Source organism: Aeromonas sp. NJAU223 (assembly GCF_051125555.1).
In the GTDB taxonomy this organism is placed as follows: Bacteria; Pseudomonadota; Gammaproteobacteria; order Enterobacterales; family Aeromonadaceae; genus Aeromonas; species Aeromonas veronii_G.
Genome location: NZ_CP144204.1, coordinates 3,849,784 through 3,876,422, shown reverse-complemented (window position 1 = coordinate 3,876,422; position 26,639 = coordinate 3,849,784). Strand labels below are relative to the sequence as shown.

Genomic DNA, 26,639 nt, shown 5'->3' with positions numbered 1-26,639 from the left:
AATATGCCTTCCCAACCACATATTGTCAAATGATTTGTGCAAATAAACACCGCCCCCCGGTGGTGTGTCAGATGGGAGACGGTTAAACTGTCGGCCGATTCTACCAGCATTCTTTTCTTTCCGACAGTTCCAGAGGCCTCGTCTTGAGTAAGAAATTGATCAAATCCGGCATGATAGTGTCCGGAATGACGCTGGCGTCCCGTGTGATGGGCTTGGTGCGTGACGTGGTCATCGCCAATCTGCTCGGTGCCGGGGTTGCCGCAGACGTCTTCTTCTTCGCCAATCGCATTCCCAACTTCTTGCGTCGGCTGTTTGCCGAAGGGGCTTTCAATCAGGCCTTTGTGCCGGTGATGACGGAGTACAAGAAAAACGGTGACGAGCAGGCTGTGCGCGAGTTGCTGGCCGCGGTCGCGGGGACACTCGGCGGCATTGTCACTATAGTGACCCTGCTCGGGGTGCTGGGCTCCGGGGTGCTGACGGCCCTGTTTGGCTGGGGCTGGTTCTGGGACTGGCTGCACGGCGGACCGGCGGCGGAGAAGTTCGAACTCGCGAGCCTGATGCTCAAGATCACCTTCCCCTATCTCTGGTTCATCACCTTCACCGCCATGGCGGGGGCCATTCTCAACACCTTCGGTCGCTTTGCCGTCTCCTCGTTCACGCCGGTGTTTCTCAACATCACCATGATTGCGGCCGCCTGGTGGATTGCCCCCTTGATGGAGCGTCCGGAGATCTCGCTCGCCATCGGTGTCTTCCTCGGCGGCCTGGTGCAGTTCCTGTTCCAGTACCCCTTCCTGCGCCAGATCAACATGCTGGTGTGGCCCAAGTGGGGTTGGAACCACCCTGGGGTGGTCAAGATCCGCACCCTGATGATCCCGGCGCTGTTTGGTGTCTCGGTCAGCCAGATCAACCTGCTGATCAACACCATGCTCGCCTCCTTCCTGGCAACCGGCGCCATCAGCTACCTCTATTACTCGGACAGACTACTGGAGTTTCCCCTCGGCCTGTTCGCTGTGGCCATCAGCACGGTGATCCTGCCGGCGCTCGCCAGGAAGCACGTGGATGCGGATCCGGTGGACTTCTCCCGCACCATGGACTGGGGGGTACGCATGGTGATGCTGCTCGGCCTGCCCGCCATGGTGGGGATCGCCGTGCTGCGCGAGCCCATCTTGCGGGTGCTGTTCATGCGCGGGGAGTTCGGTCTGCACGAAGTGAGCATGTCGAGTGCCAGCCTGCTGGCCTCTACCACCGGGTTGCTCTCCCTGATGCTGATCAAGGTGCTGGCCCCCGGTTACTACGCCCGCCAGGACACCAGGACCCCGGTGCGCATCGGTATCATGGCCATGGTGGCGAACATGGTGTGCAACCTCATCTTCATCTATCCCCTCGGCTACGTGGGGCTGGCGCTCGCCACCGCCTGCTCCGGCACCCTGAATGCGGCTCTGCTGTTCAAGGGGCTCTATGTCCAGAACGTCTATCGCCCTTCCCGCCAGACCGGAGTGTTCTGCCTCAAACTGCTGGCTGCGACCCTGCTGATGGGCGGGCTGCTCGCCTACCTGTCACCGGATCTCGCCCAGTGGGGGGCCTGGAGCATGGGCAAGGCCAGCCTGGAGCTGACCCTGTTGCTCTGCGCAGGCGGTGGCCTCTACGGCATCGTGCTGTTGGCGCTCGGCATTCGACCAAGGCACCTGAAGTCGGATAAGCAGTAGGACTCTTCAGGTGTCTTGTATCAGGCCAAACCTGGCGGATGGCGGGGTGATGGCCTCCTGGCTGCTGAAATCGGGCCATGAGGGCTGATCCTGCTGGCCGCCTGATATATAATCCGCCGATTTCCATGGCAGCAACGCACAAGGCACTGATGGAGCTTATTCGCGGCATTCACAATATCAAGCCCCGTCACCGGGGCTGTGTATTGACCATAGGCAACTTCGATGGGGTTCATCAGGGACACCACGCGGTGCTGGCCAGGTTGCAGGAAAAAGCCGCCCAGCTGGGCTTGCCCGCCTGCGTCATGCTGTTCGAACCCCAGCCCCTCGAGCTGTTCGCGGGCAGCGCCGCGCCGGCGCGTCTCAGTCGTTGGCGGGAGAAGTACGAAGCGCTCAAGGCCATGCAGATCGATCGCATGCTCTGTGTGCGTTTCACCCACCGTTTCGCCGAGCAGGCGGCCAGCACCTTCATCGAGCAGCTGCTGGTGGAGAAGCTCGGCGTTCACTACCTGGTGGTAGGGGACGATTTTCGCTTCGGCAAGGGGCGGGAAGGGGACTTCCACCTGCTGGAGGCGGCGGGGCGCCGCTTCGGCTTCGAGGTGATCAGCACCCAGAGCTTCCAGCTGTCCCGCCAGCGGGTCAGCAGCACTCTGGTGCGCGAGGCCCTCGCGGCCGGCCGCATGGCGGAAGTGGAGCTGATGCTGGGGCGTCCCTATGCCATCAGCGGCCGGGTGGCCCACGGCGACAAGCTGGGACGCACCATAGGATTTCCCACTGCCAACCTTGCCCTGAAGCGGCAGGTGATCCCGGTCGGTGGCGTGTTCGCGGTGGAAGTGTTATGTTCCGGCAAGACCTTCCCCGGTGTCGCCAATGTGGGTGTACGGCCGACCTTGAGCGGTACACAAGCCAGATTGGAAGTACATCTATTTGATTTTTCTGGTGATCTATATGGTCAGCAGGTCAAGGTGCTGCTTCGCCACAAGCTGCGCGAAGAGCAGAAGTTTGCCTCTTTCACCGCCTTGAAAGAGCAGATCGAACGAGATGCCCTGGCGGCCCGAGCCTGGTTCGGGCTGCCATCATTCAATTTACCCAGCACTCTTTTAGAAAAGAAGGGAACCCAGGACTGATGAGCGACTATAAACACACCCTGAATCTGCCGGAAACCGAGTTTCCGATGCGTGGCGATCTCGCCAAGCGCGAACCCAACATGCTCAAGCGTTGGTACGATCAGGATCTTTACGGCGCCATTCGCCGCGCCAAAGCGGGCAAGCCTTCTTTCATTCTGCATGATGGCCCCCCCTATGCGAACGGCAGCATTCACATCGGTCACTCGGTCAACAAGATCCTCAAAGACATCATCATCAAGTCCAAGGGCATGTCGGGCTTCGACTCCCCCTATGTGCCGGGTTGGGATTGCCACGGTCTGCCCATCGAACTGAAGGTGGAAGGCATGGTCGGCAAGCCGGGGGAGAAGGTCTCCGCCGCCGAGTTCCGCGCCGAGTGCCGCAAATACGCCAAGACCCAGATTGAAGCGCAGAAGACCGACTTCATCCGTCTGGGGGTGCTGGGTGATTGGGAACATCCCTACCTGACCATGGACTTTGGCACCGAAGCCAACATCATCCGCGCCATGGCCAAGATCGTCGCAAACGGTCACCTGCACAAGGGCTCCAAGCCGGTGCACTGGTGTACCGACTGTGGCTCCGCCCTGGCCGAGGCCGAAGTCGAGTACTACGACAAGAACTCCCCCTCCATCGACGTGCGCTTCAAGGCCGTCGACGAGGCTGCAGTGGCGGCCAAGTTCGACTGCCCGCAAGGTCACACCGGTAAAGGCCCGATCTCTGCCGTGATCTGGACCACCACCCCCTGGACCCTGCCGGCCAACCGCGCCATCGCCATGCACGCCGATCTGGACTACGCCCTGGTGCAGGTGGATGGTGAGCAGCCTGAGCGCCTGATCCTGGCCGCCGAGCTGGTCAAGGACGTGATGGACCGTGCCGGTATCGAGCAGTTCCACAACCTGGGTTATGCCAAGGGCAGCACCCTGGATTTGCTGCGCTTCAACCACCCCTTCTACCACTACGATGTCCCCGTGGTACTGGGTGAGCACGTCACCCTGGACGCCGGTACCGGTATCGTCCACACCGCCCCTGGCCATGGTCAGGAAGACTTCGTGGTCGGACAGAAATACGGTCTGGAAGTGGCCAACCCCGTTGGCAGCAACGGCGTCTACCTGCCGGATACCGAACTGTTCGCCGGCCAGCACGTGTTCAAGGCCAACACCGCCGTGGTGGATGTGCTGACCGAGCGTGGTGCCCTGCTGCACCATCAGGTGTTCAACCACTCCTACCCGCACTGCTGGCGTCACAAGACCCCGATCATCTTCCGTGCCACGCCCCAGTGGTTCATCAGCATGGAGCAGAATGGTCTGCGCAAGCGTGCGCTGGAAGAGATCGAGCGTATCGAGACCCAGGGCATTGCCGAACACGGCCAAAGCGGCTGGGTGCCGGCATGGGGCAAGAACCGTATCCAGGCCATGGTCGAGAACCGTCCGGACTGGTGCATCTCCCGTCAGCGGACCTGGGGTGTGCCCATCTCCCTGTTCGTTCATAAAGAGACCCAGCAGTTGCACCCGGAATCCGTCCGTCTGATGGAAGAAGTGGCCAAGCTGGTGGAACAGAAAGGCATCCAGGCCTGGTGGGATCTGGATAAGGCCGATCTGCTGGGTGCGGACGCCGACAACTATGAGAAGGTGCCGGATACCCTGGACGTCTGGTTCGACTCCGGTTCTACCCACTCCTCCGTGGTGGATGCCCGTCCCGAGTTCAACGGCAACCCGGCCGACATGTATCTGGAAGGCTCGGATCAGCATCGTGGCTGGTTCATGTCCTCCTTGATGATCGGCGTGGCCATGAAGGACAAGGCTCCGTACAACCAGGTACTGACCCACGGCTTCACCGTGGATGGTCAGGGCCGTAAGATGTCCAAATCCATCGGCAACGTGGTCAGCCCCCAGGACGTGATGAACAAGCTGGGTGCCGACATCCTGCGCCTGTGGGTGGCGAGCACCGACTACACCGGCGAGATGACCGTCTCCGACGAGATCCTCAAGCGCAGCGCCGATGCCTATCGCCGTATCCGCAACACTGCCCGCTTCCTGCTGGCTAACCTGAACGGCTTCAACCCGGCGACCGACATGGTGGCCCCTGCCGACATGGTGGTGGTGGATCGCTGGGCGGTGGGCCGTGCCAAGGCGGTGCAGGCCGAGATCGTGACTGCGTTCGACGAGTACAACTTCCACGGCGTGACCCAGAAGTTGATGCAGTTCTGCTCCATCGAGATGGGTTCCTTCTACCTGGATGTCATCAAGGACAGGCAGTACACCGCCAAGGCCGACAGCCTGGCCCGTCGTTCCTGCCAGAGCGCCCTCTATCACATCGCTGAGGCCATGGTGCGCTGGATGGCGCCCATCATGAGCTTCACCGCCGACGAGATCTGGGCCCTGCTGCCGGGCGAGCGCGGCGAGTTCGTGTTCACCGAGGAGTGGTATGACGGCCTGTTCGGGCTGGAAGCGGGCGAGCAGATGAGCGATGCCTTCTGGGCGGAGATCCTGACCGTTCGTGGGGAAGTGAACAAGGCGCTGGAAGCCGCCCGTGGCGAGAAGCGCATCGGCGGTTCCCTGCAGGCCGAGCTGACCCTGTTCGCTAAGCCGGAGCTGGCTGCGCGCCTGAACGCACTGGCCGATGAGCTGCGCTTTGTGCTGCTCACTTCCAAGGCCAAGGTCGTGGTTGCCGAGTCTGCACCGGCGGACGCCGTCGCAACCGAGCGCGACGATCTCTGGCTGAGCGTGGCCCAGTCTGCCGCCGCCAAGTGCGACCGTTGCTGGCACCATGTGGAAGACGTGGGCACCATTGCTGGTCACGAAGAGATCTGTGGTCGCTGCGTCACCAACGTCGAGGGTGACGGCGAAACGCGTCAATTTGCCTGATGAACATGACTCAAGACACTCAAAAAACCGGCCTGCGTTGGCTGTGGCTGGCGGTGCTGGCCTTCGTGCTGGACCAGGCGAGCAAGCTCGCCGTGGTCAAGTTGCTGCCATTTGGTTATCCGGGGGTGGAGATCACCCCCTTCTTCAACCTGGTGCATGTCTACAACAAGGGGGCTGCGTTCAGTTTCCTGGCGGATCAGGGGGGCTGGCAGCGCTGGTTCTTCGCGGTGCTGGCGTTTGCCATCTGCGGTCTGCTGATCCACTGGCTGCGCAAGCAGTCGGTGACCCAGCGCTGGAGCGGCATAGCCTACTCCCTCATCATCGGTGGGGCGCTCGGCAACGTGTTCGATCGGCTGGTGCTCGGTCATGTGGTCGATTTTCTCGACTTCTACTGGCAGCGTGCCCATTGGCCGGCGTTCAATCTGGCGGACAGCTTCATCTTCATCGGTGCCGCCATGATAGTGCTGGACGGTTTTCGCAGTGAGAAGAAAAAGGAAGAGGCCGCATGAGCCAGCAGATTGCCGCTGACAGCAGCGTGCTGTTCCACTTTTCCATCAAGCTGGAAGATGGTTCGGTCGCCGACAGCACTGCGCTGCACGGCAAACCGGCTCGTCTGCGGATGGGGGATGGCAGCCTGACGATGAGTTTTGAGCAGTGTCTGCTGGGGCTCAAGCAGGGGGAGACCAAGAGCTTCACCCTGGCACCGGAGCAGGCGTTCGGTCTCTCCAATCCCGACAACATCTACCACCTGGACAGAGCCAAGTTTGGCGCCGATATGGAACCCAAGGTCGGCACCATCATGATCTTCGATCAGCCCAACGGCGGTGAGCTGCCCGGCATCATCCGGGCGGTGGAAGGCATGTCGGTCACTGTCGATTTCAATCATCCCCTGGCGGGTCACACCGTGACCTTCGAGGTGGAGATCCTGGCTGTCGATGACGAGGAGAAAGTTCACTGATGGATATCCTGCTCGCCAACCCCCGTGGCTTCTGTTGTGTTGGGATCGATCGTGCCATCGACATGAGCGAGGTGTGCTGATGGATATCTTGCTAGCTAATCCCCGCGGCTTCTGCGCCGGTGTCGATCGTGCCATCAGCATCGTCGAGAGTGCGCTGGAGAAATTCGGTGCGCCCATCTATGTCCGCCACGAGGTGGTGCACAACCGCTACGTGGTGAACAAGCTGAAAGAGGCGGGGGCCGTCTTCGTCGAGGAGCTCGATGAGGTACCGGACGACAGCATCGTCATCTTCTCCGCCCACGGGGTGGCCAAGACGGTGCGCGAGATGGCCAAGTCCCGCGCCCTCAAGGTGTTCGATGCCACCTGCCCCCTGGTGACCAAGGTACACATGGAAGTCCATCGTGCCAGCCGCAAGGGTTCCGAAGCCGTGCTCATCGGTCATGCCGGCCACCCCGAGGTGATCGGCACCATGGGACAGTACGAGAACCACGAGGGCGGCATGTATCTGGTGGAGACGCCGGACGATGTGGCCAAGCTGCAGGTGAAGAATCCGGACGATCTCTGCTTCGTCACCCAGACCACCCTCAGCGTGGATGAGACCTCGGATGTCATCGACGCCCTGCGCCAGCATTTCCCCAAGATCCAGGGGCCGCGCAAGGATGACATCTGCTACGCCACCCAGAATCGCCAGGATGCGGTACGGGAGATGGCGGGACTGGTGGATGCCATGCTGGTGGTGGGGTCGCGCAACTCCTCCAACTCCAATCGCCTGCGGGAGCTGGCGGAGAAGGTGGGGGCGCGTGCCTATCTGATCGACGACGCGACCATGATCGAACCGGGCTGGCTGGATGGGGTGGAGCGCATCGGGGTGACGGCCGGGGCTTCGGCTCCCGACATCCTGGTACAAAACGTCATCACTCGCCTGCGGGAGCTGGGGGGCAAGATAGTGACCGAACACCCGGGCCGTGAGGAGAACGTGGTGTTCGAGGTGCCGCCCGAGCTTAGAATTATTTGAATTTGGCCAGGATGGCCTAAGAATAAAGCATGAAGTTTCTGATGCCGGGTTTGTCGTTGCGACCAATCCGGCATTAGACTGTCAGGAGTACCAGTCACCTAAGGATGGGACATGATTGGGTTCTATCGAGGCTTTTCCCTCATCGAATTGATGATAGTCGTCGCAATCGTGGCGATTCTTGGCACTATTGCCTATCCCTCCTATCAGCGTTATCTGCTGGTCAGTCACCGTGTTGAAGCCAAAAATATGCTGCTGGATGCCGCCAACAGGCAAGAAAGCTATTTTATGGATTTCAACCAGTACGCCTCCTCTGCGGCTGCGTTGAACGTATCGGATAACTCGGGTTCAGGCCTCTATCATCTGGTTATCTCCGCGGCAGGCAATACATTTACGCTGTTTGCGACGGCATCCGGAGCGCAAGGTTCCGACAGTGATTGTGTCATCTTCTCCATCGATCAGAACGGAACCCGCAGCGCCACCCGGCTCGGCGATACCACCAACAATGCCTGCTGGGATTAGCCGATGAGAGCACAACGTCGTTCTCACATGACCGGATTCAGCCTGCTGGAGGTGATGATAGCCGCGGTGATCCTCTCTTTTGGCCTGCTGGGTCTGGTGGCCATGCAGGCGACGGCCAAGTTTTCCGGTTATGAGGCCCGTCAGCGCACCATCGCCAATTGGCTCGCCAACGATCTCGTGGAGCGTGCGCGGATCAACAAGGACAGCTGGTCTGCCCAGGGCACCGCAGTGGTTTCCAATACGGCCCTGAACCGCCCCTCCTGTGGCAATGACGACGGCACCATGGCGGGCTGCAGTCGCAGCGACAGGCAGGCGCTCGATCTCTACTACTGGCAGCGCTCTCTGGCAGGGGCGGCCGTCTCCGGTGCCGCATCATCCTTGCAGTCCCCCATTGGCTGCGTCATTCGGGGGGCCAACAACAGTCTGACTGTGGGGATCTTCTGGCGTGGCCGCCAGTCCCTCTCCGATGGGGCCACTAATGTCACCGCAGTGCGTGACAGCTGCGGCCTGAGCAATGTCGCAGATCGGCAGAGGCGTCAGTTCGTACTGACGACCACCCTGTGAAATCCCGTGGCTTTACCCTGGTCGAGTGGCTGATCGCCATGTTGATCGGCGTCTTTCTGGTGGGCGGGGGGCTCAGCATCTTCGTGGCTTCCCGTGCCACTACGGAGGACGCCTTCGATCAGAGCGAATTGCAGGAGAATGGCCGCATCGCCATGCGCATGCTGACCCAGGATCTGAAATGGGCCGGTTTCTGGGGGGACTATACGGGCTCTCCCATGAAAGAAGAGCAAGGGATGACTTTAAGTAGCGGATCAACTTTGCTTGCAACGGATGATTGCTCCGACAATTTAGGGGGAGGTAGTCTTCCGCCCAGAAAAACCGATAACAGAGCATTTAGGGCTATATGGGGAGCTCGAATTGATAATAATAAAGGCATTACTGGTGGCGCCTTTTCTTGTATTCCAACAGCATCGCGTATTGCCAACACGGATGTCATCAGTATCAAGCGGCTGATGGGCCGTCCCCTCACGGATGCAAACGCCGCAGGCAACCGCTTCTATCTCGCGACCAACACCCAGGCCGCCCAGATGTTCAAGGGGGGCGAACCAATACCCAGTGTGACCGCCATGCCTGCACGCCAATTGTGGGAATATCAGCACATCGTTTATTACCTCTCCCCCAATGCCACCACCAACAGCCCCGAGTTGAGAAAACGGTATCTGACGGCCAATGGCGGTTCCGTGCTGATCGGAGGAGCCATGGCGGAAGGGATTGAGAGACTCAGCATACTGTTTGGTGTTGATGACAGTCCGGTGCCGGACAGCACCATCGATCGCTATGTCGCCAGCAGCAATGTTACCGAGCAGGAGTGGAGCGAGGGGCGAGTCGTCGCCGCCAGAGTCTTTGTGCTCGTGCGTTCATTGCAAGCTTCCGGCCGCTACGTCAATAACAATACCTATCAGGTTGGCGATGTCTCGGTTACGGGTAATGGCGATGGTTTTCGCCGGTTGCTGCTAGAAACCAGCGTGTCACTGCGCAATCCGGCAGTCATGGGGGGAAGCTCATGAAGCGTCAACGTGGGGTAGCCCTGATCGTTGCCCTGATTATTCTGGTACCGCTGACCTTGATTGCCGTCGTGGTGATGCAGTCATCGGGTCAGGATCTCAAGATGGCCGGCTCGGCGGCCAGCTTCCGGCAGGCGGAACATCGGCTCGAAGGGATCATTGAGGCCGCCATGCAGAGCAATAACGTGTCGACGCTGATCTCGAATATGGGGGCCAGTGCGGCCATCACGGTCAACAGCAGCAACGCCTCTGCGGCAGTGGCGCTGACAACGCGAACGGAGACAGTCTGCAAACGCAAGGTGGAGGCAAGCAGCAACAACGTCATTCCTGCGTGCAAGTACGTCGAGCTGCAGACCTCGGTGAATTATGGAAAATATGCGAGCCAGTTGAACTGGGTTGCAGGTGTGGAACAGCCACTGCTCACCAAATAGGAGCGAAGGATATGTGGTTACGACAAATTGGAGTCGTCTTGTGCTGGTCCAGCCTGATACTGGTTGCCAATACAACGAGAGCCGATGATACCGAGCTCTTTATCTATGACTTTAACAAAGCCGGTGATTTCAGGCCCAAGGTACTGCTGATATTCGACAACTCGGGCAGTATGGCGGACACCATGGAGCAGATAAAAGAAGCGTATAATCCGGCGACCGTCTATCCCGTACTGAGCAATGACCCCGATACGGCCAATAACAACAAGTTTATCTATTTCTCCACGGACGGCAGTATTCCCGCCATCAACAGCAATAAGCGCTTCTCTGACAAATTCAATGCGTGCGCCACGTCCAAAACACCCCTCGCCAATACGGGATATTTTCAGTCCCAGATGTGGAGCTATGAGGTGGAGAGTGGTACACCGCCAGGAAGAGGGCGGGGAGAGTGGTACTCCCTTAGCGGTTATCAGGTGAGCAACATCAGCCTGGTTGACTGCAAGCAGGACGTGACGGCAAGTAATTCGGCCAACCCCTACACCGGGAGTTGGTCTGTTGGCACAGGTTATCCGGTCGATAAAACAAGTAATAATCGCGGGGAGTGGTTTTATACGGCGAACAAGGCCAATGCCGTCAATGCCAGCAATACGGCGGTGACCATTTATTCGGCTAATTATATCCGGTGGTATTATGGCCCAACCGGGTACTCCAAAGAATCTAGGCTGCGTATTGCCAAGGATGCTGTCAAAGGGTTGATATCCTCGACACCCGGCGTCGATTTTGGTTTGGCCATATTCAATACCAACAACAGCAACTCTTCAAATGGCGGGCGAATCGTTCGAGACATATTGGGGAGTGAAGCTACGCTGGCCAATGGTAAAAGTGGCGAGCAGGATTTATTGGATAGAGTGGAGGCCCTGACCGCCAGCACCAATACCCCGCTTTGTGAAACGCTGAGTGAGGCCTACCAATTCTTTGGGGGCAAACAGGTCGTCTATGGGCTGCAAGGCACTCCGAGAGATACCACGGCAGAGAGCCCGGCCGGCACCTATCAAGCCCCGTATGACAACTGCTCCAACAATGGTTATGTCATATATATCACCGATGGTGAGCCGACCCAGGATACCTCATCAGATTCCGTCGTTCAGGGGCTGATCAATACACTTTCAACGGATGAAAAAGCAGCCTATGGTTCGGCCGTATCCTATGGCACAGGAAATAACCGGTCGAGTAGCTATCTGGCCGCACTGGCTGGCTATATGAAGCATAAGGACGTCAATAGCGTCTCTCCAGGTACTCAAACGGTCACTACCTTTACCGTTGGTTTCGGTGATGAAGCTATCAGCGGTGCCGGTAATTTACTGGCCGAAACCGCTCGTCGTGGTGGTGGTGTCTATTACCCGGCAACCAACGCCTCGGCCCTGACCGATGCCCTGAAAGCGTCCCTGCTCGCCATCCTCAGGATCAATACCTCGCTGGTTTCACCTGCCATCGCCAGCAATAACTTCGACCGGACCCGCAGCCTCAACAATATCTATTACGCCATGTTCGAACCGGATGTGGGTCCAAGGTGGCGGGGCAATCTGAAGAAACTGATGTTCTCCCCCGACGGTTATGTCGCCGACAGCCGTGGCCTGCCTGCTATCAAATTCGATGGCACCATCCTCGACAGTGCACAAACATACTGGTCAACGACCCGGGACGGTAACAGGGTTGCGGAGGGTGGGGCGCAAGCCATGCTGGCGGCCAAGAGCAACCGGAATCTCTATGTCATCAACAATGCCCAGACTCGGCTCGATGCTTTGACCAAGGCGAATCTGGTCTCTCAGGCAGGGAGTGAGGCGGCATTGATGACCTTGATGAAAGTCGGTGACTCGGCCGAGCTGGACAAGCTGATCAACTGGACCAAAGGGTTGGATGTGGATGATGAGGACTTTGATACCTCGACCACCCTCCGTAGCCACATCATGGGGGATCCGCTTCACTCCCGCCCGCTGGTACTGAACTACGGACCCCAGTCAGGCAACATGGCGGATGCGCCAGATTTGCGGATCTTGTTTGGCACCAATGCTGGTTTCTTGCACATGTTCAAGGACATGGGCAGCACCATCGACGAGAGCTGGGCCACGATTCCCTATGAGTTTCTGGCCAATCAACAGGCGCTGCGGGTCAATGCCGAGTCAGCTGAACATCTCTATGGTGTCGACTCTTCACCCGTTGCCCTCATCAAGGATACCAATCGAAACGGAGTGTTGAAGTCTTCCGAAAACGACTTTGTCTGGGTATTTACCGGGCTGAGAAGTGGTGGCAAGGCTTATTACGCCTTCGATCTGTCCAGTCCCAATACCCCGACCCTGAAATGGCGACTGAACGCCCAGAGCACGGGCTTTGGTGAGTTGGGATTGACCTGGTCGGTCCCCGAGGTGGCTTTCGTCCCCGGAGTGACCGATCCGGTCCTTATCTTTACGGGGGGGTATGACACCAACAAGAGTGCTCAGGGGTTGGGAACCAATGACAGCATGGGGAGGGGGATCTATATCGTCAATGCCGCAACAGGAGCACTGGTGTTCAGTGCTACCCCTGCCGCCACGTCGACTTCCAATTTGCAGGTCAGTGGCATGAATGACAGCATGCCTGGCTCGGTGGCGACCTTGGATAGTGATGGGGATGACAAGGTTGATCGCATCTATGTGGGGGATACCGGTGGCAACATCTGGCGGATGGACCTACCTTCTGCCACCAAGTCGGATTGGAAGGTCTTCAAGTTTGCCAGTCTGGGGTCGGATGCAACGCTGACAGACGATCGCCGTTTCTTCACCCAGCCCATAGTGGTGAGGACCATCAACAAGCAGGTAACGGCAACGACTTCCGGGGGCAATACGACCTACTCCTATCAAGACCGCCCCTTCGATGCCGTGTTGATCGGTAGCGGTGATCGCAATCGCCCCTCGTCCGAATCGAGCGTCCGAAACGGCTATTTCATGCTGCGCGACTATGACGTCACTCCGCGTACAGCTACTTCACCGGCTAGAACCCCCATTCAGGTCTCCGATCTTTATGATGTCACCAATGATCCGCTCTCGGCCCAGACGACCACTGCCGGAACGTTGGCGGTCAAGGCGGGGATCACCAGTGCGAAGGGGTGGGCCAACTGGCTGAACGAAGAGGGGGAGAAATCGTTGGGGACCGGTGTGGTCTTGCAGGGCAAGCTCTATTTCACCTCTTTCCTGCCCCAGGTGCAGTCATTCCAGCAGTGCACCATCCAGTCCATTGGCGCGGCGCGTCAATACATGGTGGATATGCACTACGGCAGCTCGTTCCGCTACGTCGTGGATCTGGATGGCAATGAGACTCCCGAACGCTACGTCGAGGTGCAAAACAAGGTGGCGGATGATTTGGTGGTCCATGCCGGGGATGATGCCAAGATCCGCATTCTGGGGGGCGGCACAGGGGAAGAGGTCATCCTCAAGGATGAGGGCAATGGTGAGCCTGAGCGCTGTACCGGTGGCGGAGAATGTGCAGAAGGAGCGGAAGAGGCCGAAATGGATATGTCGCCCAAGAAGATCTACCTGTATGAAGGAGAGGCACAATGAAGTCGCTTAAAAGAGTGATGCTGGCTTTCGTTACTCTGCTGTCAGGAGTTGCGCTGGCGGATGACATGAAGTGCTATGTCGAATTGACCAACGGGCAGAGAGTCGTACTGCACGGAACTGTCAATGACAACAGCCAGCAGGCCGTACAGGAGAAATTCCAGCAGAGGGGTTACGAGGTCAACGGTGCCGTGGTCCCTGTGCTTAAACTGCTGGAGTGTCGTCCTGCGGGAGACAAGTTCCAGTCAAAAGAGGGGATGCGGCAAGATGCTAGCCAACTGCGATAGCAGGCCATACGCATCAGGGGCAAATGATATTGGCCTGGGTTGACTGAGTGGTGCGCCCGGAAGGGGCGATGACCAGATCGACCCGGGCATTGCCTGGGCTGCAGAGATTAAGGGTGGTATTGGTAACAAGGCTGGTTCCATCTGGGATAAATACAGTGGCGCGCTTGGTGGCCTCTGAGCTTTGGTTCGTCGCACTAAAGTTTGTAGGAAAAATATGGCTTCTTGCTAGGAGCTGCTCACCGTTATTCAAAATGCGGTTGCCGTTGCTATCGACGAACACTAGCATTTGGGTCGGGCTGGCGGTGACGCAGCTATCGCTGGCGTTGGCCAGGCAGGCAGTGACGGTTTGCTGATTGTCGACGGCCTGACCGCGAGCGAAGCGCAGATACTTAAGCAGGGTGCGCGATTCAAATTGCAGCGTATTCTCGTTGAGCAGGCTCGACATGGCGGGCGCCCCAATACCGAGCAAGATGACCCCCAGGCTGACGGCGATCATCAGTTCAAGTAGCGTGAATCCTTTCACATCCTTGATCATGGCAAATCTCTCCTTCGATTAGTTACATCTTATCTGCTGGTGGCCAGAACTCCAGCGCAAAGCCCAAGGGTTGGGCTGGCACAGCCAGCGCCTTTTCTTTATCATTCCCCATCATTTTCGAATTCAAGATGCATCGCCATGGCAAAAGCCCTCTCTCTGATGCTTGCCCAGTTAAATCTGACGGTAGGCGCCATCGAAGACAACTGTGACAAGGTGCTGGCCGCGGCCGCCGAGGCGGACGCCCAGGGGGCCGATCTGCTGGTCTGCTCCGAGTTGGCGCTGACCGGTTATCCGCCGGAGGACTTGCTGCTGCGTGCCGATCTGATGCTCCGGGTCGAGGTCGCACTGGCCCGCATCTCTGCCTGGGCTGGCCAGTGCGCGATCCTGGTCGGTCACCCCTGGCGTGAAGAGGGCGCGCTCTACAACGCGGCGTCTCTCTTCGAGCAGGGCAGGCTGGTGGCTCGCTATTTCAAGCAGGATCTGCCGAACTACGGCGTGTTTGACGAGAAGCGCTACTTCACCGCAGGCAGTGAAACCTGCGTGGTCTCTTTCCGTGGTCATCAACTGGGGCTGCTGATCTGCGAGGACCTGTGGCAATCGGGTCCGGCCATGGCGGCCAAGGCTGCCGGTGCCGAGTTGTTGCTGACCATCAATGCCTCACCCTATGATCGTGAAAAACCCTGGATCCGCCATGAGTTGATGACGGAGCGCTGTGCCCAGACCGGTCTGCCACTGGTCTACCTCAATCAGGTGTGTGGTCAGGACGAGCTTATCTTTGACGGTTGCTCCAAGGTGTTCAACGGCCAGGGCGAGCTGACCCACAAGCTGGCACCGTTTGCCGAAGAACTGGCAGTGGTGCGCTTCGAGCAGAACCAGCCGGTGAAGGAGAAGGAGCCTGCGGCGTCCCTCCCGCCATTGGCGGAGATCTATCAGGCGCTGGTGCTGGCGGTGCGCGACTACATCACCAAGAACGGCTTCCAGGGCGCCGTGCTGGGTCTCTCCGGTGGAATTGACTCCGCCTTGACCCTGGCCATTGCGGCCGATGCCATCGGAGCCGACAAGGTGCAGGCGGTGATGATGCCGTTCCGCTACACCGCCCAGATGAGCGTGGAGGATGCCAAGGAGCAGGCCGAGCGGATGGGGGTGGAGTTTGACATCATCTCCATCGAACCCATGTTCGAAGGCTTCATGACCCAGCTGGCGCCGCTGTTTGCCGGTACCGCCCGGGATACCACGGAAGAGAACCTGCAGGCGCGCTGTCGCGGTGTGCTGCTGATGGCGCTCTCCAACAAGCGTCGCCGCATCGTGCTGACCACGGGCAACAAGAGCGAGATGTCCGTTGGCTATGCCACCCTGTACGGTGACATGGCGGGCGGTTTCGACGTGCTCAAGGATGTGCCCAAGACGCTGGTCTTCAAACTGTGCGAATATCGCAATACCCTCGATTATGTGATCCCGCAGCGGGTCATCGATCGTCCGCCTTCGGCAGAGCTGGCACCGGATCAGGTGGATCAGGACAGCCTGCCCCCCTACGACATCCTGGATGCCATTCTCAAGCGCTATGTGGAGGAGGATGCCTCGGTCGCAGAGCTGGTGGCGGAGGGCTTCGAAGAGGCGGTGGTTCGCAAGGTGATCCGGCTGGTGGATCTCAACGAATACAAGCGCCGTCAGGCGGCCGTCGGGCCCCGCATCACGGCCCGCAACTTTGGTAAGGATCGCCGTTACCCCATCACGTCCGGGTTTGGCAAACAGAACTGGTAAGGAGTCACCATGAAGAAGATTGAAGCCATCATCAAACCGTTCAAGCTGGACGATGTACGCGAGGCCCTGGCCGAGATCGGCATCAACGGCATGACGGTGTCCGAGGTCAAGGGATTCGGCCGCCAGAAGGGTCACACCGAGCTCTATCGTGGTGCCGAGTACATGGTGGATTTCCTGCCCAAGGTCAAGCTGGAGCTGGTGGTGCAGGACGAGGATCTCGATGCCTGCCTGGAGGCCATCCAGAACACGGCGCGTACCGGCAAGATTGGCGATGGCAAGATCTTCGTCTGCGAAGTTGAACGTGTTATCCGCATTCGTACTGGTGAAGAGAACGAAGACGCTATTTGATGTTGGATTTGCCTCGAAAGTTTGACATGCGAACAGCGGCTCTGCCGTTGATGGGAAAGCGCTTCGTGGTGGTGCTGGGTCTGCTGATGGGATTGACCGCCTGCAGCACCACGCCGCCAGCCCAGCCGGAGAACCTGTGCCAGATCTTTCGGGAGAAACCGGACTGGCACAAGGCGGCGCTCAAGATGACCGAGCGCTGGGGAACGCCGGTGCACGTGGTGATGGCCATGATGTATCAGGAGTCCTCCTTCGTGCACGATGCCCAGCCACCGATGCAGTATTTCCTCTTCATCCCGACCGGCCGTGCCAGCTCCGCCTATGGCTATGCCCAGGTGAAGGATGATACCTGGGACGACTACAAGCGGGAAACCGGCAACGGCTGGAGCGATCGGGATGATTTCGCCGACGCCATCGATTTCATGGGCTGGTACACTAACAAGGCCCAGCGGCTGAACGGCACCTCCAAGTGGGATGCCTACGGCCAGTACCTCAATTATCACGAAGGCTGGGGCGGCTACCGGCGTGGCAGCTACCGAGCCAAGGGGTGGCTGATGAAGGTCTCCCGCAAGGTAGAGGCCCGTGCCCAGCGCTATGGCGCCCAGTATCGACAATGCAAGGATCAGCTTCCCAGCGGGGGCTGGTTCTCGTAACCACATCAGGAGTCAGAAATGCCGTTATTGGACAGTTTTACCGTCGACCATACCCGCATGGAGGCCCCGGCAGTACGGGTCGCCAAGACCATGCAGACCCCGAACAAAGACACCATCACCGTGTTCGACCTGCGCTTCTGCGTACCGAACCAGGAGATCCTCTCCGAGCGTGGCATCCACACCCTCGAGCACCTGTTTGCGGGTTTCATGCGGGATCACCTCAATGGCAACGGCGTCGAGATCATCGACATCTCCCCCATGGGTTGCCGTACCGGTTTCTACATGAGCCTGATCGGTGCACCGGATGAAGCCCGTGTGGGTGCCGCCTGGAAGGCCGCCATGAGTGACGTGCTGACCGTGCAGGAACAGGGCAAGATCCCCGAGCTGAACGAATACCAGTGCGGCACCTATGCCATGCATTCCCTGGAGGAGGCGCATGCCATCGCCCGTCAGGTGCTGGATCGCGGCATCGGCGTCAACCGCAACGACGAACTGGCTCTGCCGGAAGAGAAGCTCAAGAGCCTCTGAGAACGAGTGGATTTGTGAAATGAAGAAGGCCGGTCATCTTGACCGGCCTTCTTGCCATGAGGCATCAGGTGGGGAGCGGCATCACCCGGTTGCGGCCGAGCGCCTTGGCCTTGTAGAGCAGCTTGTCGGTGCGCTCGATCAGGGCGTCTGCGCTCTCCTGGCCGCTGTGCTCACCGACGCCGAAGGAGGCGGTGATGTGATCGATGCGCCGGCCGGACTTTCTATCCAGAATGGACATCTTCTCGATGGCCCGGCGCAGGCTTTCCGCCATCTGGCGGGTCAGTGCCAGGGAGCGGCGGGGGGCCAGCAGGGCAAACTCCTCCCCTCCGAGCCGATAGGCGGTGATCCCCTCCTTGCTCACCTCCCGCAGTCGCTTGCCGAAGATGCGCAACACCTGATCCCCCAGCAGGTGGCCATATTCGTCGTTGAAGTTCTTGAAGCGATCGATGTCGACCATGATCAACGAGAAGGGCTGACGGCTGCGGATCAGGCTGTCCACCTCCAGATCGAAGGCGCGCCGGTTGAGCAGGCTGGTGAGGGCATCTTCGGTAGCCAGCTTGCGGGTCTCGCTCAGCGCCTCCTTCAGCTCCTTGATCTCCTTCTCGGCGCTGCTGAGCTGATTGCGAAAATGCAGGGTGGAGAGGCGCACGTCCCTGGACTCGCGTACCAGCTCCCGCAGTATGGACATGGTGTCATCCAGGCTGAGCCCGTCGTCGTCGATGAGGCTGAGCTTGTCAAAACTCTTGTCGAGCATGGCCTGGAACTGACCGGTATCGACCAGGGCATCCTGCATGGAGTGGCTGAGCTCGTTGGCCATGGCGGCCAGGTTGAGCTTCATGGTCTCCATCTGCTGTTCATCCTGGTTGGCCAGATGCTGGTGATAGAGGCGCTCACAGGTGGTGAGAGAGAAGGTGCCCTGCTGCTTGATCGCCTGATCGACGGCACTGTTGAGCTCGGGCATGTCCCCTGAGACGTAGTTGTACCAGAGATGGTAATTGTTCGGGGTGGTGGGGATTTGATACTTGATCATCAGGGGAACCGCCTGTTTCAAATAGGCGGCGGATTGGGCAAACGAGTCCTTGCTCATGAATTCCGAGTCTCACATACCTGCAAACTGCGGTCAGTATGACAGAGAGATTGGCCAAAAGGCAGTCGATGGATGCCATTAGCTCCCCCCTTCGATATAATGTCTGCGTTATTCCTTATTCAAAGGCCTGCTTATGTCTCAAAAAGATCCTTTCCTCCAACGCGAGGCCGAAAAATACGAAAACCCCATCGCCAGCCGCGAGATGCTGCTGGAGCTCATCAAGGGTCATGAGAAACCCATGTCCCGTGAAGAGCTGGCCAAGGTCCTCAAGCTGACCGAGGAAGAGCCGTTGGAAGCCTTGCGCCGTCGTCTGCGCGCCATGGAGCGTGACGGACAGCTGGTCTTCACTCGCAACCAATGTTACGCCCTGCCGGATCGTCTGAATCTGGTGAAAGGCTATGTGCTCGGCCACAAAGACGGTTTCGGTTTTCTGCGTCCCGAAGGCGGCGGAGCGGATCTCTTCCTGAACAACCGCGAGATGCAGCGCCTGATGCACGGCGACTATGCCCTGGTGCAGCCGACCGAGATCGATCGCAAAGGCCGCCAGGAGGCGCGTCTGGTGCGTCTGCTCAAGTCCCGCGAGGCGGACATCGTCGGTCGTTACTTCGTCGAGAACGGCGTGGGCTTCGTGGTGCCGGATGACAGCCGGATCGGCCAGGACATCATCATCCCGGAAGGGGAGAACAAGGGTGCCCGTCAGAGCCAGGTGGTGGTCGTGCGCATCAACCAGCGTGCCAGCGCCCGCTTCAACGCGGTCGGCACCGTGCTGGAAGTGCTGGGGGAGAACATGGCTCCCGGCATGGAAATCGAAATTGCCCTGCGCACCCACGGCATTCCCCATACCTGGCCGGAAGAGGTGACCAAGGAGATCGCGGGCCTGGGCGAACAGGTGCCGGAGAAGGCCAAAGAGGGTCGTATCGACCTGCGCGCTCTGCCGCTCATCACCATCGACGGGGAAGATGCCCGTGACTTCGATGATGCGGTCTTCTGTGAAGCCAAGCGCGGTGGCGGCTGGCGCCTCTGGGTGGCCATCGCCGACGTGTCTGCCTATGTGCGTCCCGGTACGTCGCTGGATGCCGAGGCCTATCAGCGCGGCAACTCCGTTTACTTCCCCGAGTTCGTGGTGCCCATGCTGCCGGAGGTGCTCTCCAACGGCCTCTGCTCCCTGAACCCGCAGGTCGACCGCCTGTGCATGGTGTGCGAGATGACCATCTCCGCCGCCGGCCGCATGTCCGGTTACAAGTTCTACGAAGCGGTGATGAACTCCCACGCCCGCATGACCTACACCAAGGTGGCGGGGATCCTGGATGGCGAGCCCAAGCTGCGTCAGCAGTATGAGCCGCTGATCGGCCACATCGAGGAGCTCAACAACCTCTACAAGGCCCTCAAGCACGCTCGTCACCAACGCGGCGCCGTGGAGTTCGAGAGCGAAGAGACCCGCTTCATCTTCAACGCCCAGCGCAAGATCGACCGTATCGTGCCGCTGGTGCGCAACGACGCCCACAAGATCATCGAAGAGTGCATGATCCAGGCGAACGTGGCGGCCGCCCGCTACATCGAGAAGAACGAGGCCGCCGCCCTGTTCCGTACCCACGATCGTCCGGGTGAAGAGCGCCTGACCGGTTTCCGCGACTTCTTGGCCGAACTGGGCCTGGAGCTCAAGGGGGGTCTCGAGCCCGAGCCGAAGGACTTCGCCGAGCTGGCCGCCAAGTTTGAAGGGCGTCCGGATGCGGAGCTGCTCTCCACCATGTTGCTGCGCTCCATGCGCCAGGCGGTCTATCAGGCCGACAACATCGGTCACTTCGGTCTGGCCCTGAAGTCTTACGCCCACTTCACCTCGCCGATCCGTCGCTACCCGGATCTCATCCTGCACCGCGCGATTAAATACCAGACTGCCAAAGAGCAGCAGGGGAATCTGCGTCACAAGTGGACCCCGAGTGGTGGTTATCACTACCAGCTGGACGAAGTCGATCCCATGGGCGAGCACTGCTCCATGACTGAGCGCCGTGCCGACGACGCCACCCGCGACGTGGCCGACTGGCTCAAGTGCGAGTACATGCTGGATCACGTGGGTGACGAGTTCGACGGCGTCATCGCCAGCGTCACCGGCTTCGGCTTCTTCGTGCGTCTGGCCGAGATCCACATCGACGGTCTGGTGCACGTCAGCACCCTCACCAACGACTACTACCAGTTCGACCCCCTGCACCAGCAGCTGATCGGCGAGAACTTCCGCCGCCGCTACCGTCTGGGTGACAAGGTCCGGGTCAAGGTGATGGGCGTGAATCTGGACGATCGCAAGATCGACTTCGTGATGGTGGAAGAGCCCCTCCAGGCCACCGGCAAGAACGCCAAGGAGATGGCGCGCAAGCAGGCCGAGATCAAGAAGGAGAAGGCCAAGAGCGCCCAGCGCCACGAGAAACGCAAGGAGAGCAAGGATGGCGTCAAGGCCGACAAGGGCGGCCGTGCCAAACCCAGCAACAGACGACCGGGCAAGAAGGCCCGCGACAAGGCCAAGAGCACTAAATGAGTACTGAACTGATCTATGGCATTCATGCTGTCTCCGCGCTGCTCGAGCGCACCCCGGAGCGTTTCATCGAGGTATGGGCCCTCAAGGGCCGCGATGACGACCGGCTGCAACCCTTGCTGGACGAGCTGGAATCCCTCGGCCTCAAGGTGCAGAGCGTGAACCGCAAGACGCTCGACGATAAGGCCGAGGGCAACAATCATCAGGGCATCATGGCCAAGGTGATCGAGGCCCCCAAGCTGGCCGAGCACGATCTGGCCAGCCTGCTGGACGGCCTGGCCGAGCAAAAGGCCCAGCCCTTCCTGCTGGTGCTGGACGGGGTGACCGATCCGCACAACCTCGGCGCCTGCCTGCGTAGCGCCGATGCGGCCGGGGTCCATGCGGTCATCGTGCCGCGGGACAAGGCCACCGGTCTGACCTCTGTGGTGCGCAAGGTCGCCTGTGGCGCCGCCGAGGTGGTGCCGCTTATCCAGGTCACCAACCTGGCCCGCAGCCTGCGCGAGTTGCAGGAGCGCGGTGTCTGGATCGTCGGCACCGCCGGCGAGGCGGATCACGATGTGTTCCAGGCCAAGCTTACCGGCCCCATGGCGCTGGTGATGGGCGCTGAGGGCAAGGGGATGCGTCGCCTGACCCGTGAGCACTGTGATGAACTGGTGAGCATCCCCATGGCGGGGGCCGTCTCTAGCCTGAATGTCTCGGTGGCGACCGGCGTCTGCCTGTTCGAAGCCGTGCGTCAGCGTCGCGGCTGAGTTGGTCGGGATGGACAGACCCCTGTTCAATCTGGATAGGGACATGAATGAGCAGGAGGCCGAGCGCCTCCTCTCTTTTGCCCGCCCGGTGAGGCTCTCACCCCGCGATTGCCTCTGGCAGGCGGGAGCGCGCCCGGATCTGCTGGTCAGGGTGGAGCAGGGATTGCTGCGGGCCAGGGTGGTGCTGGCGGACGGGCGCGAGTACATCAAGGAGTTCTACTGGGAGGGGGATGAGTTCATCGACTTCCACCATCTGCTCTCGGGTGAACCCGCCCGCTACAGCGTGGAGGCGCTGGAGCCCTGTCGCTTGCAGCTGTTCGCGCTGTCAGACCTGCGCACGTTCGCCTGCTGGCCTGCCTGGTATCATCACTTGCTGGCGGTGCAGTTGAGGATCAAGGAGGAAAAGGAGTTGCTGCTGCTGACCGAGAGCCCCCAGGCTCGTTATCAGCACTTCCTGCAGAGCTTCCCCGCGCTGGATGCCAGGGTGCCGGATCATCAGGTAGCCGCCTATCTCGGGATCACCCCCATCAGCCTCAGCCGTATTCGCAAGCGGCTCAAGCATCTTAACCAAGGTTAATGCCGACCCTGTATCTGCAAGAGTATGCTGACGAGCCGGATCGGTAAGGAGTATGTGATGAACTGGAGCCTCAAACCCTGGTGTGAACTCACCACGGACGAGTTGTATGACCTGCTTGCCCTGCGCGCCGAGGTGTTCGTGGTGGAGCAGACTTGTCCCTTCCAGGACTTGGACGGGGTGGATCGCCGGGACGGCGTGCTGCATCTGCTGGGATATGACGGTGAGCATCTGGCGGCCTATGCCCGCATCATGGCCCCCGGCATCGGGGACGAGCAGGGCGCGGCCATCGGCCGGGTGGTCACGTCGCCGCGCTCCCGCGGGGATGGCTTGGGCCACCGCCTGCTGACGGAGGCCGTCAGGGGCTGCGAGGGTCTCTGGCCTGCGCACTCCATCTGGCTTGGTGCCCAGGCCCATCTGCAGGGGTTCTATGGCCGTCACGGCTTCGTGGCGGAAGGGGAAGGTTATCTCGAGGATGACATCCCCCATATGGGAATGCGCAAGGCCCTCTGAGGTTGTTGGTGGGAGTCAAAAGCGTAATCATGCGATGGCTCCCACATTGCCATGGAATAAAGGGCTATGATCCCCGGCCCCGATAGCATGGAATTCTGCTGTGACCCCCACCATCTTCGCGGCCATCTTGCTGGCCGCCCTGCTGCATGCACTCTGGAACGCTCTGGCCAAACGCCAGGCCGCGGGCCGGGTCAGCGTGCTGCTGGTCTCCCTCTGTTCCGGGCTGTTCTGCCTGCCCTTGCTGCCCCTGGTTGGGTGGCCGGCCCCCGCCGAGTATCCCTGGCTGGCACTCTCCATCCTGCTGCACTGCGGCTATTGCCTGTTTCTTGGCCGAGCCTATCGGTTGGGGGAATTTGGCCAGGTCTATCCGCTGGCGCGCGGCAGTGCGCCCCTGCTGACCCTGCTGCTGGGTATTCTGCTGCTGGGGGAGTGGCCCGGGCTGCCGGCGGTGATGGGGGCATTGGTGCTGGTGAGTGGCGTGCTGTTGATGGCCTGGCGCGGTGGCATCAGGCTGGCGCCGACGGCGCTCACCGCCGTGTTGGTGACGGCGCTCTTCACCGCCTCTTATACCCTGTCCGATGGCATGGGGGCCCGCTCGGCCGGCGCGCCGGTGCGCTATACCCTCTGGCTGTTCACTCTGACGGCGCTGGTGATGCCGCTGCTGATGCGGTGGCAGAGCCGCACCTCTCTGCGTAGCCTGGGCCGGGCGGACTGGTCCGCGGGGGCGATCGGCGGGGCTCTGTCGCTGCTTGCCTACGGCATCGTCATCTGGGCCATGACCCAGGCCCCCATCGGATTGGTGGCGGCCCTGCGCGAGAGCAGCGTGCTGTTTGCCATGCTGCTCTCCTGGCTCTGGCTGGGGGAGCGATTGGGCAGGGTCAGGCTGGTGGCTGCTCTGGTGATCCTCGGCGGCATCCTGCTGATCCGCCTCGCCTGAACCACCTCCTGGCCTGCCACCGCCGTTTAAGGGGAGACCCGGCTTTGCAGGGTGAAGCCTTCCTCACGGGGATTTAGCTGCACGCTGACGATGCCAAGCTCCGCCAGGCTGCCGACGTGGGTGCCACCACAGGGGATGGTGACCTCCCTGCCTTCCAGCACACAGTGCCAGTAGCGAGAGTCGATGATGGCCTCGCCAGCCCGTGAACGGCGGATCTCGCCGCCACTCGCCAGCCACTCGGCCAGTTGTGCGTTCACCTGCTGCTCTATGCGGGGCAGTTCAGCCAGCAGCGCCTCGCTGTTGACCCCCTTCTTGCGCAGGCTCTTGCCGATGCGGTATTGCTCCCGGGAGCCTCGCGACTCGACCCGGGAGGACTGGATGGCGAGGCGGTCGAAATCCGGTTGCTCCAGCGCATCCCGCTCGCTCACCTCCTTGCGCCAATAAGGCATCAGCACCCGGTTCAGGGCCAGGGCCACCAGGTGACAGCCGCTGTGGCCCAGACTCAGGGCATGGCGAGCCTCTGCATCGACCTTCAGCTCGACCTCACCGCCGATGGGAAGCGCATGTTGGCCCGCCAGCGGGTGCACCACCACGAAGGCCCAGCCCTCTGCGCCCCGCTTGACCGGGATGGCCTGATCGACGAAGAGTTCTCCTTCCGGGCTGATGGCGCCCATGCGGCAGGGACCCACGACGGCGCTGCCGCCTTCCCAGCTGGCGGTGCCGACGTCTCCCGGTTGATCGGGCCAGAGGTGGCTCTGGGGATGGAAAGGGGTGAGTTCGGTCACCAGCAGGGTCGGCTCGCCCACCTGGCAATGGACGATTCTGGCCTGCTCGAAATGATGGCCCAGCACGAAGCTGGCGCGGCTATGTTCCATGGATGGCTCCCGCCCGTTGCAAATACAGAGGGGCAGCATACGCCAAAGTGCGGGTGGGCTCATTAACCCGGGTTAATGAGCCCGCCTTGCACTGACGGAATAAATCAGATCATGGAGACCAGCAGATAGGCGTTGAGGCCGATCACCAGGGCGACGATGAGACGGCCCAGCGCCTGGGTGACCGGATGGTTGCGATGCTGGCCCATCAGGGCGCGATCCCCGGTCAGGATCAGCAGGGGGATGAGGGCCAGGGCGATCCCGAAGCTCAGGATCACCTGGCTCAGCACCAGGATCTCCGTGGTGTTGAGCCCCATGGCGATCACCACGAAGGCGGGAGCCATGGTGATAAGCCGGCGCAGCCAGAGCGGGATGCTGAAACGCACGAAGCCCTGCATCACCACCTGACCGGCGAGGGTCCCCACCACGGTGGAGGAGATGCCGGATGCCACCAGAGAGAGGCCGAACAGGGTCGCCGCGGCGGGGCCGAGCAGCGGCGTCAGCGTCTGGTAGGCCGTCTCCAGCTCGGCGACCTGCTGGTTGCCGGTGCCGTGGAAGGCCGCCGCCGCCATGGCCATCATGGCCAGGTTGACGAAGCCGGCGATGGTCATGGCGATGGCCACATCCACCTTGGTAGTGTGCAGGCGCTGGCTGATGGTGCCCTGATCCTGGGTGTGCTGGGTCAGCGCCGAGTGCAGATAGATGACGTGGGGCATCACGGTCGCCCCCAGCACGCCGGCGGCCAGGTAGATGGCATCACTGTTGGGCAGGCCGGGGAAGAGGGCGCCCTCCAGCAGGCTGGGCAGATGAGGGCGGGAGAACACCAGCTCGACGATATAGGCGGCGGCCACAAACAGCAGCAGACCACCCACGGCGAACTCCAGTGGCTTCTGGCCACGGCTCTGGAGCATGAGGATGCCCCAGGTGACCACGGCGGTGATGCAGGCCCCTTCCAGCAGGGTGACCCCGAGCAGCAGCTTGAAGCCCACGGCGGCGCCGATGAACTCGGCGAGGTCCGTGGCCATGGCGATGATCTCCGCCTGTACCCAGTAGGCCCAGACGGCGGGTTTTGGCAGCTTGTCGCGGATGTGCTCCGCCAGGTTCTTGCCGGTGACGATGCCGAGCTTGGCGGAGAGGGTCTGCACCAGCATGGCCATCAGGTTGGCCCAGACCACCACCCATAGCAGTTGATAGCCGAAGGTGGAGCCCGCCTGGATATTGGTGGCAAAGTTGCCCGGATCGATGTAGCCGATGGCGGCGATGAAGGCTGGCCCCAGCAGGGTCAGCTTGAATTTGCGGGCCGGGATGGCCGTGCTCAGCGCGGGTTGCATATCACACCCTCCAGAAAGTCCTGAGGATAGTATGGATCTAAATGATAATTGTTATCAATTGAAGTTTTGCATCAGATCCATCGATAAAAACAAATGTTGACGCCGGTTGCAGTGGGAGAGGCGATTTCGTACAATACGCCGCCCTAGAAAGCAGCGTCAAAACACCACTATGTT

The 26,639-nt window shown here is 60.4% G+C and carries 25 protein-coding genes; 21 read left to right on the top strand and 4 right to left on the bottom strand.

Annotation, left to right across the window (positions count from 1 at the left end; genetic code table 11):
• The first annotated feature begins 143 nt into the window (after positions 1-143).
• The 12 genes from murJ to VZC39_RS17630 all read left to right on the top strand — a co-directional run bounded on the left by murJ (position 144) and on the right by VZC39_RS17630 (position 14,056).
• Positions 144-1,706: a murein biosynthesis integral membrane protein MurJ gene (murJ, locus tag VZC39_RS17685; protein ID WP_434664242.1), complete on the top strand. Its 1,563-nt coding sequence runs from the start codon at positions 144-146 to the stop codon at positions 1,704-1,706.
• Positions 1,707-1,855: 149 nt separating this feature from the next.
• Entirely contained in the window at positions 1,856-2,830 is a 975-nt protein-coding gene (ribF, locus tag VZC39_RS17680) for a bifunctional riboflavin kinase/FAD synthetase (RefSeq protein ID WP_349922557.1), read from the top strand.
• The gene (ileS, locus tag VZC39_RS17675; protein WP_434664241.1) at positions 2,830-5,691 is read left to right on the top strand and encodes an isoleucine--tRNA ligase; all 2,862 of its coding nucleotides are present in this window, start codon (positions 2,830-2,832) and stop codon (positions 5,689-5,691) included. The genes ribF and ileS overlap by 1 nt, the downstream gene beginning before the upstream one ends.
• On the top strand, positions 5,691-6,200 hold the full coding sequence (gene lspA, locus VZC39_RS17670; protein WP_434664238.1) for a signal peptidase II: 510 nt from the start codon (positions 5,691-5,693) through the stop codon (positions 6,198-6,200). The genes ileS and lspA overlap by 1 nt, the downstream gene beginning before the upstream one ends.
• A complete protein-coding gene (fkpB, locus tag VZC39_RS17665; protein ID WP_434664236.1) occupies positions 6,197-6,649 on the top strand; it encodes an FKBP-type peptidyl-prolyl cis-trans isomerase in 453 nt (150 codons plus the stop codon). The genes lspA and fkpB overlap by 4 nt, the downstream gene beginning before the upstream one ends.
• Before the next feature lie 79 nt (positions 6,650-6,728).
• Positions 6,729-7,664: a 4-hydroxy-3-methylbut-2-enyl diphosphate reductase gene (gene ispH / locus VZC39_RS17660; RefSeq protein WP_349919654.1), complete on the top strand. Its 936-nt coding sequence runs from the start codon at positions 6,729-6,731 to the stop codon at positions 7,662-7,664.
• A gap of 111 nt (positions 7,665-7,775) precedes the next feature.
• On the top strand, positions 7,776-8,183 hold the full coding sequence (gene tppA / locus VZC39_RS17655; protein WP_349919653.1) for a type IVa pilus pseudopilin TppA: 408 nt from the start codon (positions 7,776-7,778) through the stop codon (positions 8,181-8,183).
• A 3-nt stretch (positions 8,184-8,186) separates the two neighbouring features.
• Positions 8,187-8,747: a type IV pilus modification protein PilV gene (pilV, locus tag VZC39_RS17650; RefSeq protein ID WP_434664232.1), complete on the top strand. Its 561-nt coding sequence runs from the start codon at positions 8,187-8,189 to the stop codon at positions 8,745-8,747.
• On the top strand, positions 8,744-9,754 hold the full coding sequence (locus tag VZC39_RS17645; protein ID WP_434664230.1) for a PilW family protein: 1,011 nt from the start codon (positions 8,744-8,746) through the stop codon (positions 9,752-9,754). The genes pilV and VZC39_RS17645 overlap by 4 nt, the downstream gene beginning before the upstream one ends.
• Positions 9,751-10,182, top strand: a complete 432-nt coding sequence (tppD, locus tag VZC39_RS17640) for a type IVa pilus pseudopilin TppD (protein ID WP_434664227.1) — start codon at positions 9,751-9,753, stop codon at positions 10,180-10,182. The genes VZC39_RS17645 and tppD overlap by 4 nt, the downstream gene beginning before the upstream one ends.
• 11 nt (positions 10,183-10,193) lie before the next feature.
• A complete protein-coding gene (locus VZC39_RS17635; RefSeq protein ID WP_434664224.1) occupies positions 10,194-13,772 on the top strand; it encodes a pilus assembly protein in 3,579 nt (1,192 codons plus the stop codon).
• Positions 13,769-14,056 carry a TapY2 family type IVa secretion system protein gene (locus VZC39_RS17630; protein ID WP_349919647.1) on the top strand — a complete coding sequence of 96 codons (288 nt, stop codon included), beginning with the start codon at positions 13,769-13,771 and terminating at the stop codon, positions 14,054-14,056. Before VZC39_RS17635 ends, VZC39_RS17630 begins: the two co-directional genes overlap by 4 nt.
• Positions 14,057-14,069: 13 nt before the next feature.
• On the opposite strand, the gene VZC39_RS17625 is transcribed toward VZC39_RS17630, so the two are convergent.
• Positions 14,070-14,591, bottom strand: coding sequence for a GspH/FimT family pseudopilin (locus tag VZC39_RS17625; protein WP_349919646.1), 522 nt, complete (start codon positions 14,589-14,591; stop codon positions 14,070-14,072).
• 138 nt (positions 14,592-14,729) lie between these two features.
• Between VZC39_RS17625 and VZC39_RS17620 the strand changes: the two genes are divergently transcribed.
• From VZC39_RS17620 to luxS, 4 genes are read left to right on the top strand one after another with little or no spacing between them, the layout of a single operon-like run.
• A complete protein-coding gene (locus VZC39_RS17620; protein WP_349919645.1) occupies positions 14,730-16,352 on the top strand; it encodes an NAD+ synthase in 1,623 nt (540 codons plus the stop codon).
• A 9-nt stretch (positions 16,353-16,361) separates the two neighbouring features.
• Complete coding sequence (glnB, locus tag VZC39_RS17615) at positions 16,362-16,700, top strand: nitrogen regulatory protein P-II (RefSeq protein WP_100294159.1); 339 nt, start codon at positions 16,362-16,364, stop codon at positions 16,698-16,700.
• Positions 16,701-16,726: 26 nt separating this feature from the next.
• A complete protein-coding gene (locus tag VZC39_RS17610; protein ID WP_434476159.1) occupies positions 16,727-17,350 on the top strand; it encodes a transglycosylase SLT domain-containing protein in 624 nt (207 codons plus the stop codon).
• 18 nt (positions 17,351-17,368) lie between these two features.
• Complete coding sequence (gene luxS, locus VZC39_RS17605) at positions 17,369-17,878, top strand: S-ribosylhomocysteine lyase (RefSeq protein ID WP_434664218.1); 510 nt, start codon at positions 17,369-17,371, stop codon at positions 17,876-17,878.
• A 64-nt stretch (positions 17,879-17,942) separates the two neighbouring features.
• On the opposite strand, the gene VZC39_RS17600 is transcribed toward luxS, so the two are convergent.
• The gene (locus tag VZC39_RS17600) at positions 17,943-18,965 is read right to left on the bottom strand and encodes a GGDEF domain-containing protein (RefSeq protein WP_349919643.1); all 1,023 of its coding nucleotides are present in this window, start codon (positions 18,963-18,965) and stop codon (positions 17,943-17,945) included.
• A 133-nt stretch (positions 18,966-19,098) separates the two neighbouring features.
• Between VZC39_RS17600 and rnr the strand changes: the two genes are divergently transcribed.
• From rnr to VZC39_RS17575, 5 genes are all read left to right on the top strand, one after another.
• Entirely contained in the window at positions 19,099-21,492 is a 2,394-nt protein-coding gene (rnr, locus tag VZC39_RS17595) for a ribonuclease R (RefSeq protein WP_434664214.1), read from the top strand.
• Positions 21,489-22,238 (top strand): 23S rRNA (guanosine(2251)-2'-O)-methyltransferase RlmB, encoded by a 750-nt coding sequence (rlmB, locus tag VZC39_RS17590; protein ID WP_349919641.1) that lies wholly within the window; start codon positions 21,489-21,491, stop codon positions 22,236-22,238. The genes rnr and rlmB overlap by 4 nt, the downstream gene beginning before the upstream one ends.
• A 10-nt stretch (positions 22,239-22,248) precedes the next feature.
• A complete protein-coding gene (locus VZC39_RS17585) occupies positions 22,249-22,815 on the top strand; it encodes a Crp/Fnr family transcriptional regulator (protein WP_349919639.1) in 567 nt (188 codons plus the stop codon).
• A 57-nt stretch (positions 22,816-22,872) separates the two neighbouring features.
• Positions 22,873-23,325, top strand: a complete 453-nt coding sequence (locus tag VZC39_RS17580; RefSeq protein WP_349919638.1) for a GNAT family N-acetyltransferase — start codon at positions 22,873-22,875, stop codon at positions 23,323-23,325.
• Between the two features lie 100 nt (positions 23,326-23,425).
• Positions 23,426-24,262: a DMT family transporter gene (locus VZC39_RS17575; protein ID WP_349919637.1), complete on the top strand. Its 837-nt coding sequence runs from the start codon at positions 23,426-23,428 to the stop codon at positions 24,260-24,262.
• 26 nt (positions 24,263-24,288) lie between these two features.
• On the opposite strand, the gene VZC39_RS17570 is transcribed toward VZC39_RS17575, so the two are convergent.
• Positions 24,289-25,137, bottom strand: coding sequence for a hypothetical protein (locus VZC39_RS17570; protein WP_434664209.1), 849 nt, complete (start codon positions 25,135-25,137; stop codon positions 24,289-24,291).
• A gap of 104 nt (positions 25,138-25,241) precedes the next feature.
• Positions 25,242-26,465: an Nramp family divalent metal transporter gene (locus VZC39_RS17565; protein WP_349919635.1), complete on the bottom strand. Its 1,224-nt coding sequence runs from the start codon at positions 26,463-26,465 to the stop codon at positions 25,242-25,244.
• Positions 26,466-26,639: the final 174 nt, after the last annotated feature.

Bases quoted from the DNA above. Each gene is read 5' to 3' on its own strand.
- rlmB (WP_349919641.1), top strand. From the start codon at position 21,489: ATGAGTACTGAACTGATCTATGGCATTCATGCTGTCTCCGCGCTGCTC.
- VZC39_RS17625 (WP_349919646.1), bottom strand. From the start codon at position 14,591: ATGATCAAGGATGTGAAAGGATTCACGCTACTTGAACTGATGATCGCC.
- ileS (WP_434664241.1), top strand. From the start codon at position 2,830: ATGAGCGACTATAAACACACCCTGAATCTGCCGGAAACCGAGTTTCCG.
- tppD (WP_434664227.1), top strand. From the start codon at position 9,751: ATGAAGCGTCAACGTGGGGTAGCCCTGATCGTTGCCCTGATTATTCTG.
- fkpB (WP_434664236.1), top strand. From the start codon at position 6,197: ATGAGCCAGCAGATTGCCGCTGACAGCAGCGTGCTGTTCCACTTTTCC.
- lspA (WP_434664238.1), top strand. From the start codon at position 5,691: ATGAACATGACTCAAGACACTCAAAAAACCGGCCTGCGTTGGCTGTGG.
- VZC39_RS17565 (WP_349919635.1), bottom strand. From the start codon at position 26,465: ATGCAACCCGCGCTGAGCACGGCCATCCCGGCCCGCAAATTCAAGCTG.
- pilV (WP_434664232.1), top strand. From the start codon at position 8,187: ATGAGAGCACAACGTCGTTCTCACATGACCGGATTCAGCCTGCTGGAG.
- tppA (WP_349919653.1), top strand. From the start codon at position 7,776: ATGATTGGGTTCTATCGAGGCTTTTCCCTCATCGAATTGATGATAGTC.
- VZC39_RS17635 (WP_434664224.1), top strand. From the start codon at position 10,194: ATGTGGTTACGACAAATTGGAGTCGTCTTGTGCTGGTCCAGCCTGATA.
- glnB (WP_100294159.1), top strand. From the start codon at position 16,362: ATGAAGAAGATTGAAGCCATCATCAAACCGTTCAAGCTGGACGATGTA.
- VZC39_RS17610 (WP_434476159.1), top strand. From the start codon at position 16,727: ATGCGAACAGCGGCTCTGCCGTTGATGGGAAAGCGCTTCGTGGTGGTG.
- VZC39_RS17585 (WP_349919639.1), top strand. From the start codon at position 22,249: ATGGACAGACCCCTGTTCAATCTGGATAGGGACATGAATGAGCAGGAG.
- ribF (WP_349922557.1), top strand. From the start codon at position 1,856: ATGGAGCTTATTCGCGGCATTCACAATATCAAGCCCCGTCACCGGGGC.
- VZC39_RS17600 (WP_349919643.1), bottom strand. From the start codon at position 18,965: ATGAGCAAGGACTCGTTTGCCCAATCCGCCGCCTATTTGAAACAGGCG.
- rnr (WP_434664214.1), top strand. From the start codon at position 19,099: ATGTCTCAAAAAGATCCTTTCCTCCAACGCGAGGCCGAAAAATACGAA.
- VZC39_RS17620 (WP_349919645.1), top strand. From the start codon at position 14,730: ATGGCAAAAGCCCTCTCTCTGATGCTTGCCCAGTTAAATCTGACGGTA.
- ispH (WP_349919654.1), top strand. From the start codon at position 6,729: ATGGATATCTTGCTAGCTAATCCCCGCGGCTTCTGCGCCGGTGTCGAT.
- VZC39_RS17630 (WP_349919647.1), top strand. From the start codon at position 13,769: ATGAAGTCGCTTAAAAGAGTGATGCTGGCTTTCGTTACTCTGCTGTCA.
- VZC39_RS17580 (WP_349919638.1), top strand. From the start codon at position 22,873: ATGAACTGGAGCCTCAAACCCTGGTGTGAACTCACCACGGACGAGTTG.
- luxS (WP_434664218.1), top strand. From the start codon at position 17,369: ATGCCGTTATTGGACAGTTTTACCGTCGACCATACCCGCATGGAGGCC.
- VZC39_RS17570 (WP_434664209.1), bottom strand. From the start codon at position 25,137: ATGGAACATAGCCGCGCCAGCTTCGTGCTGGGCCATCATTTCGAGCAG.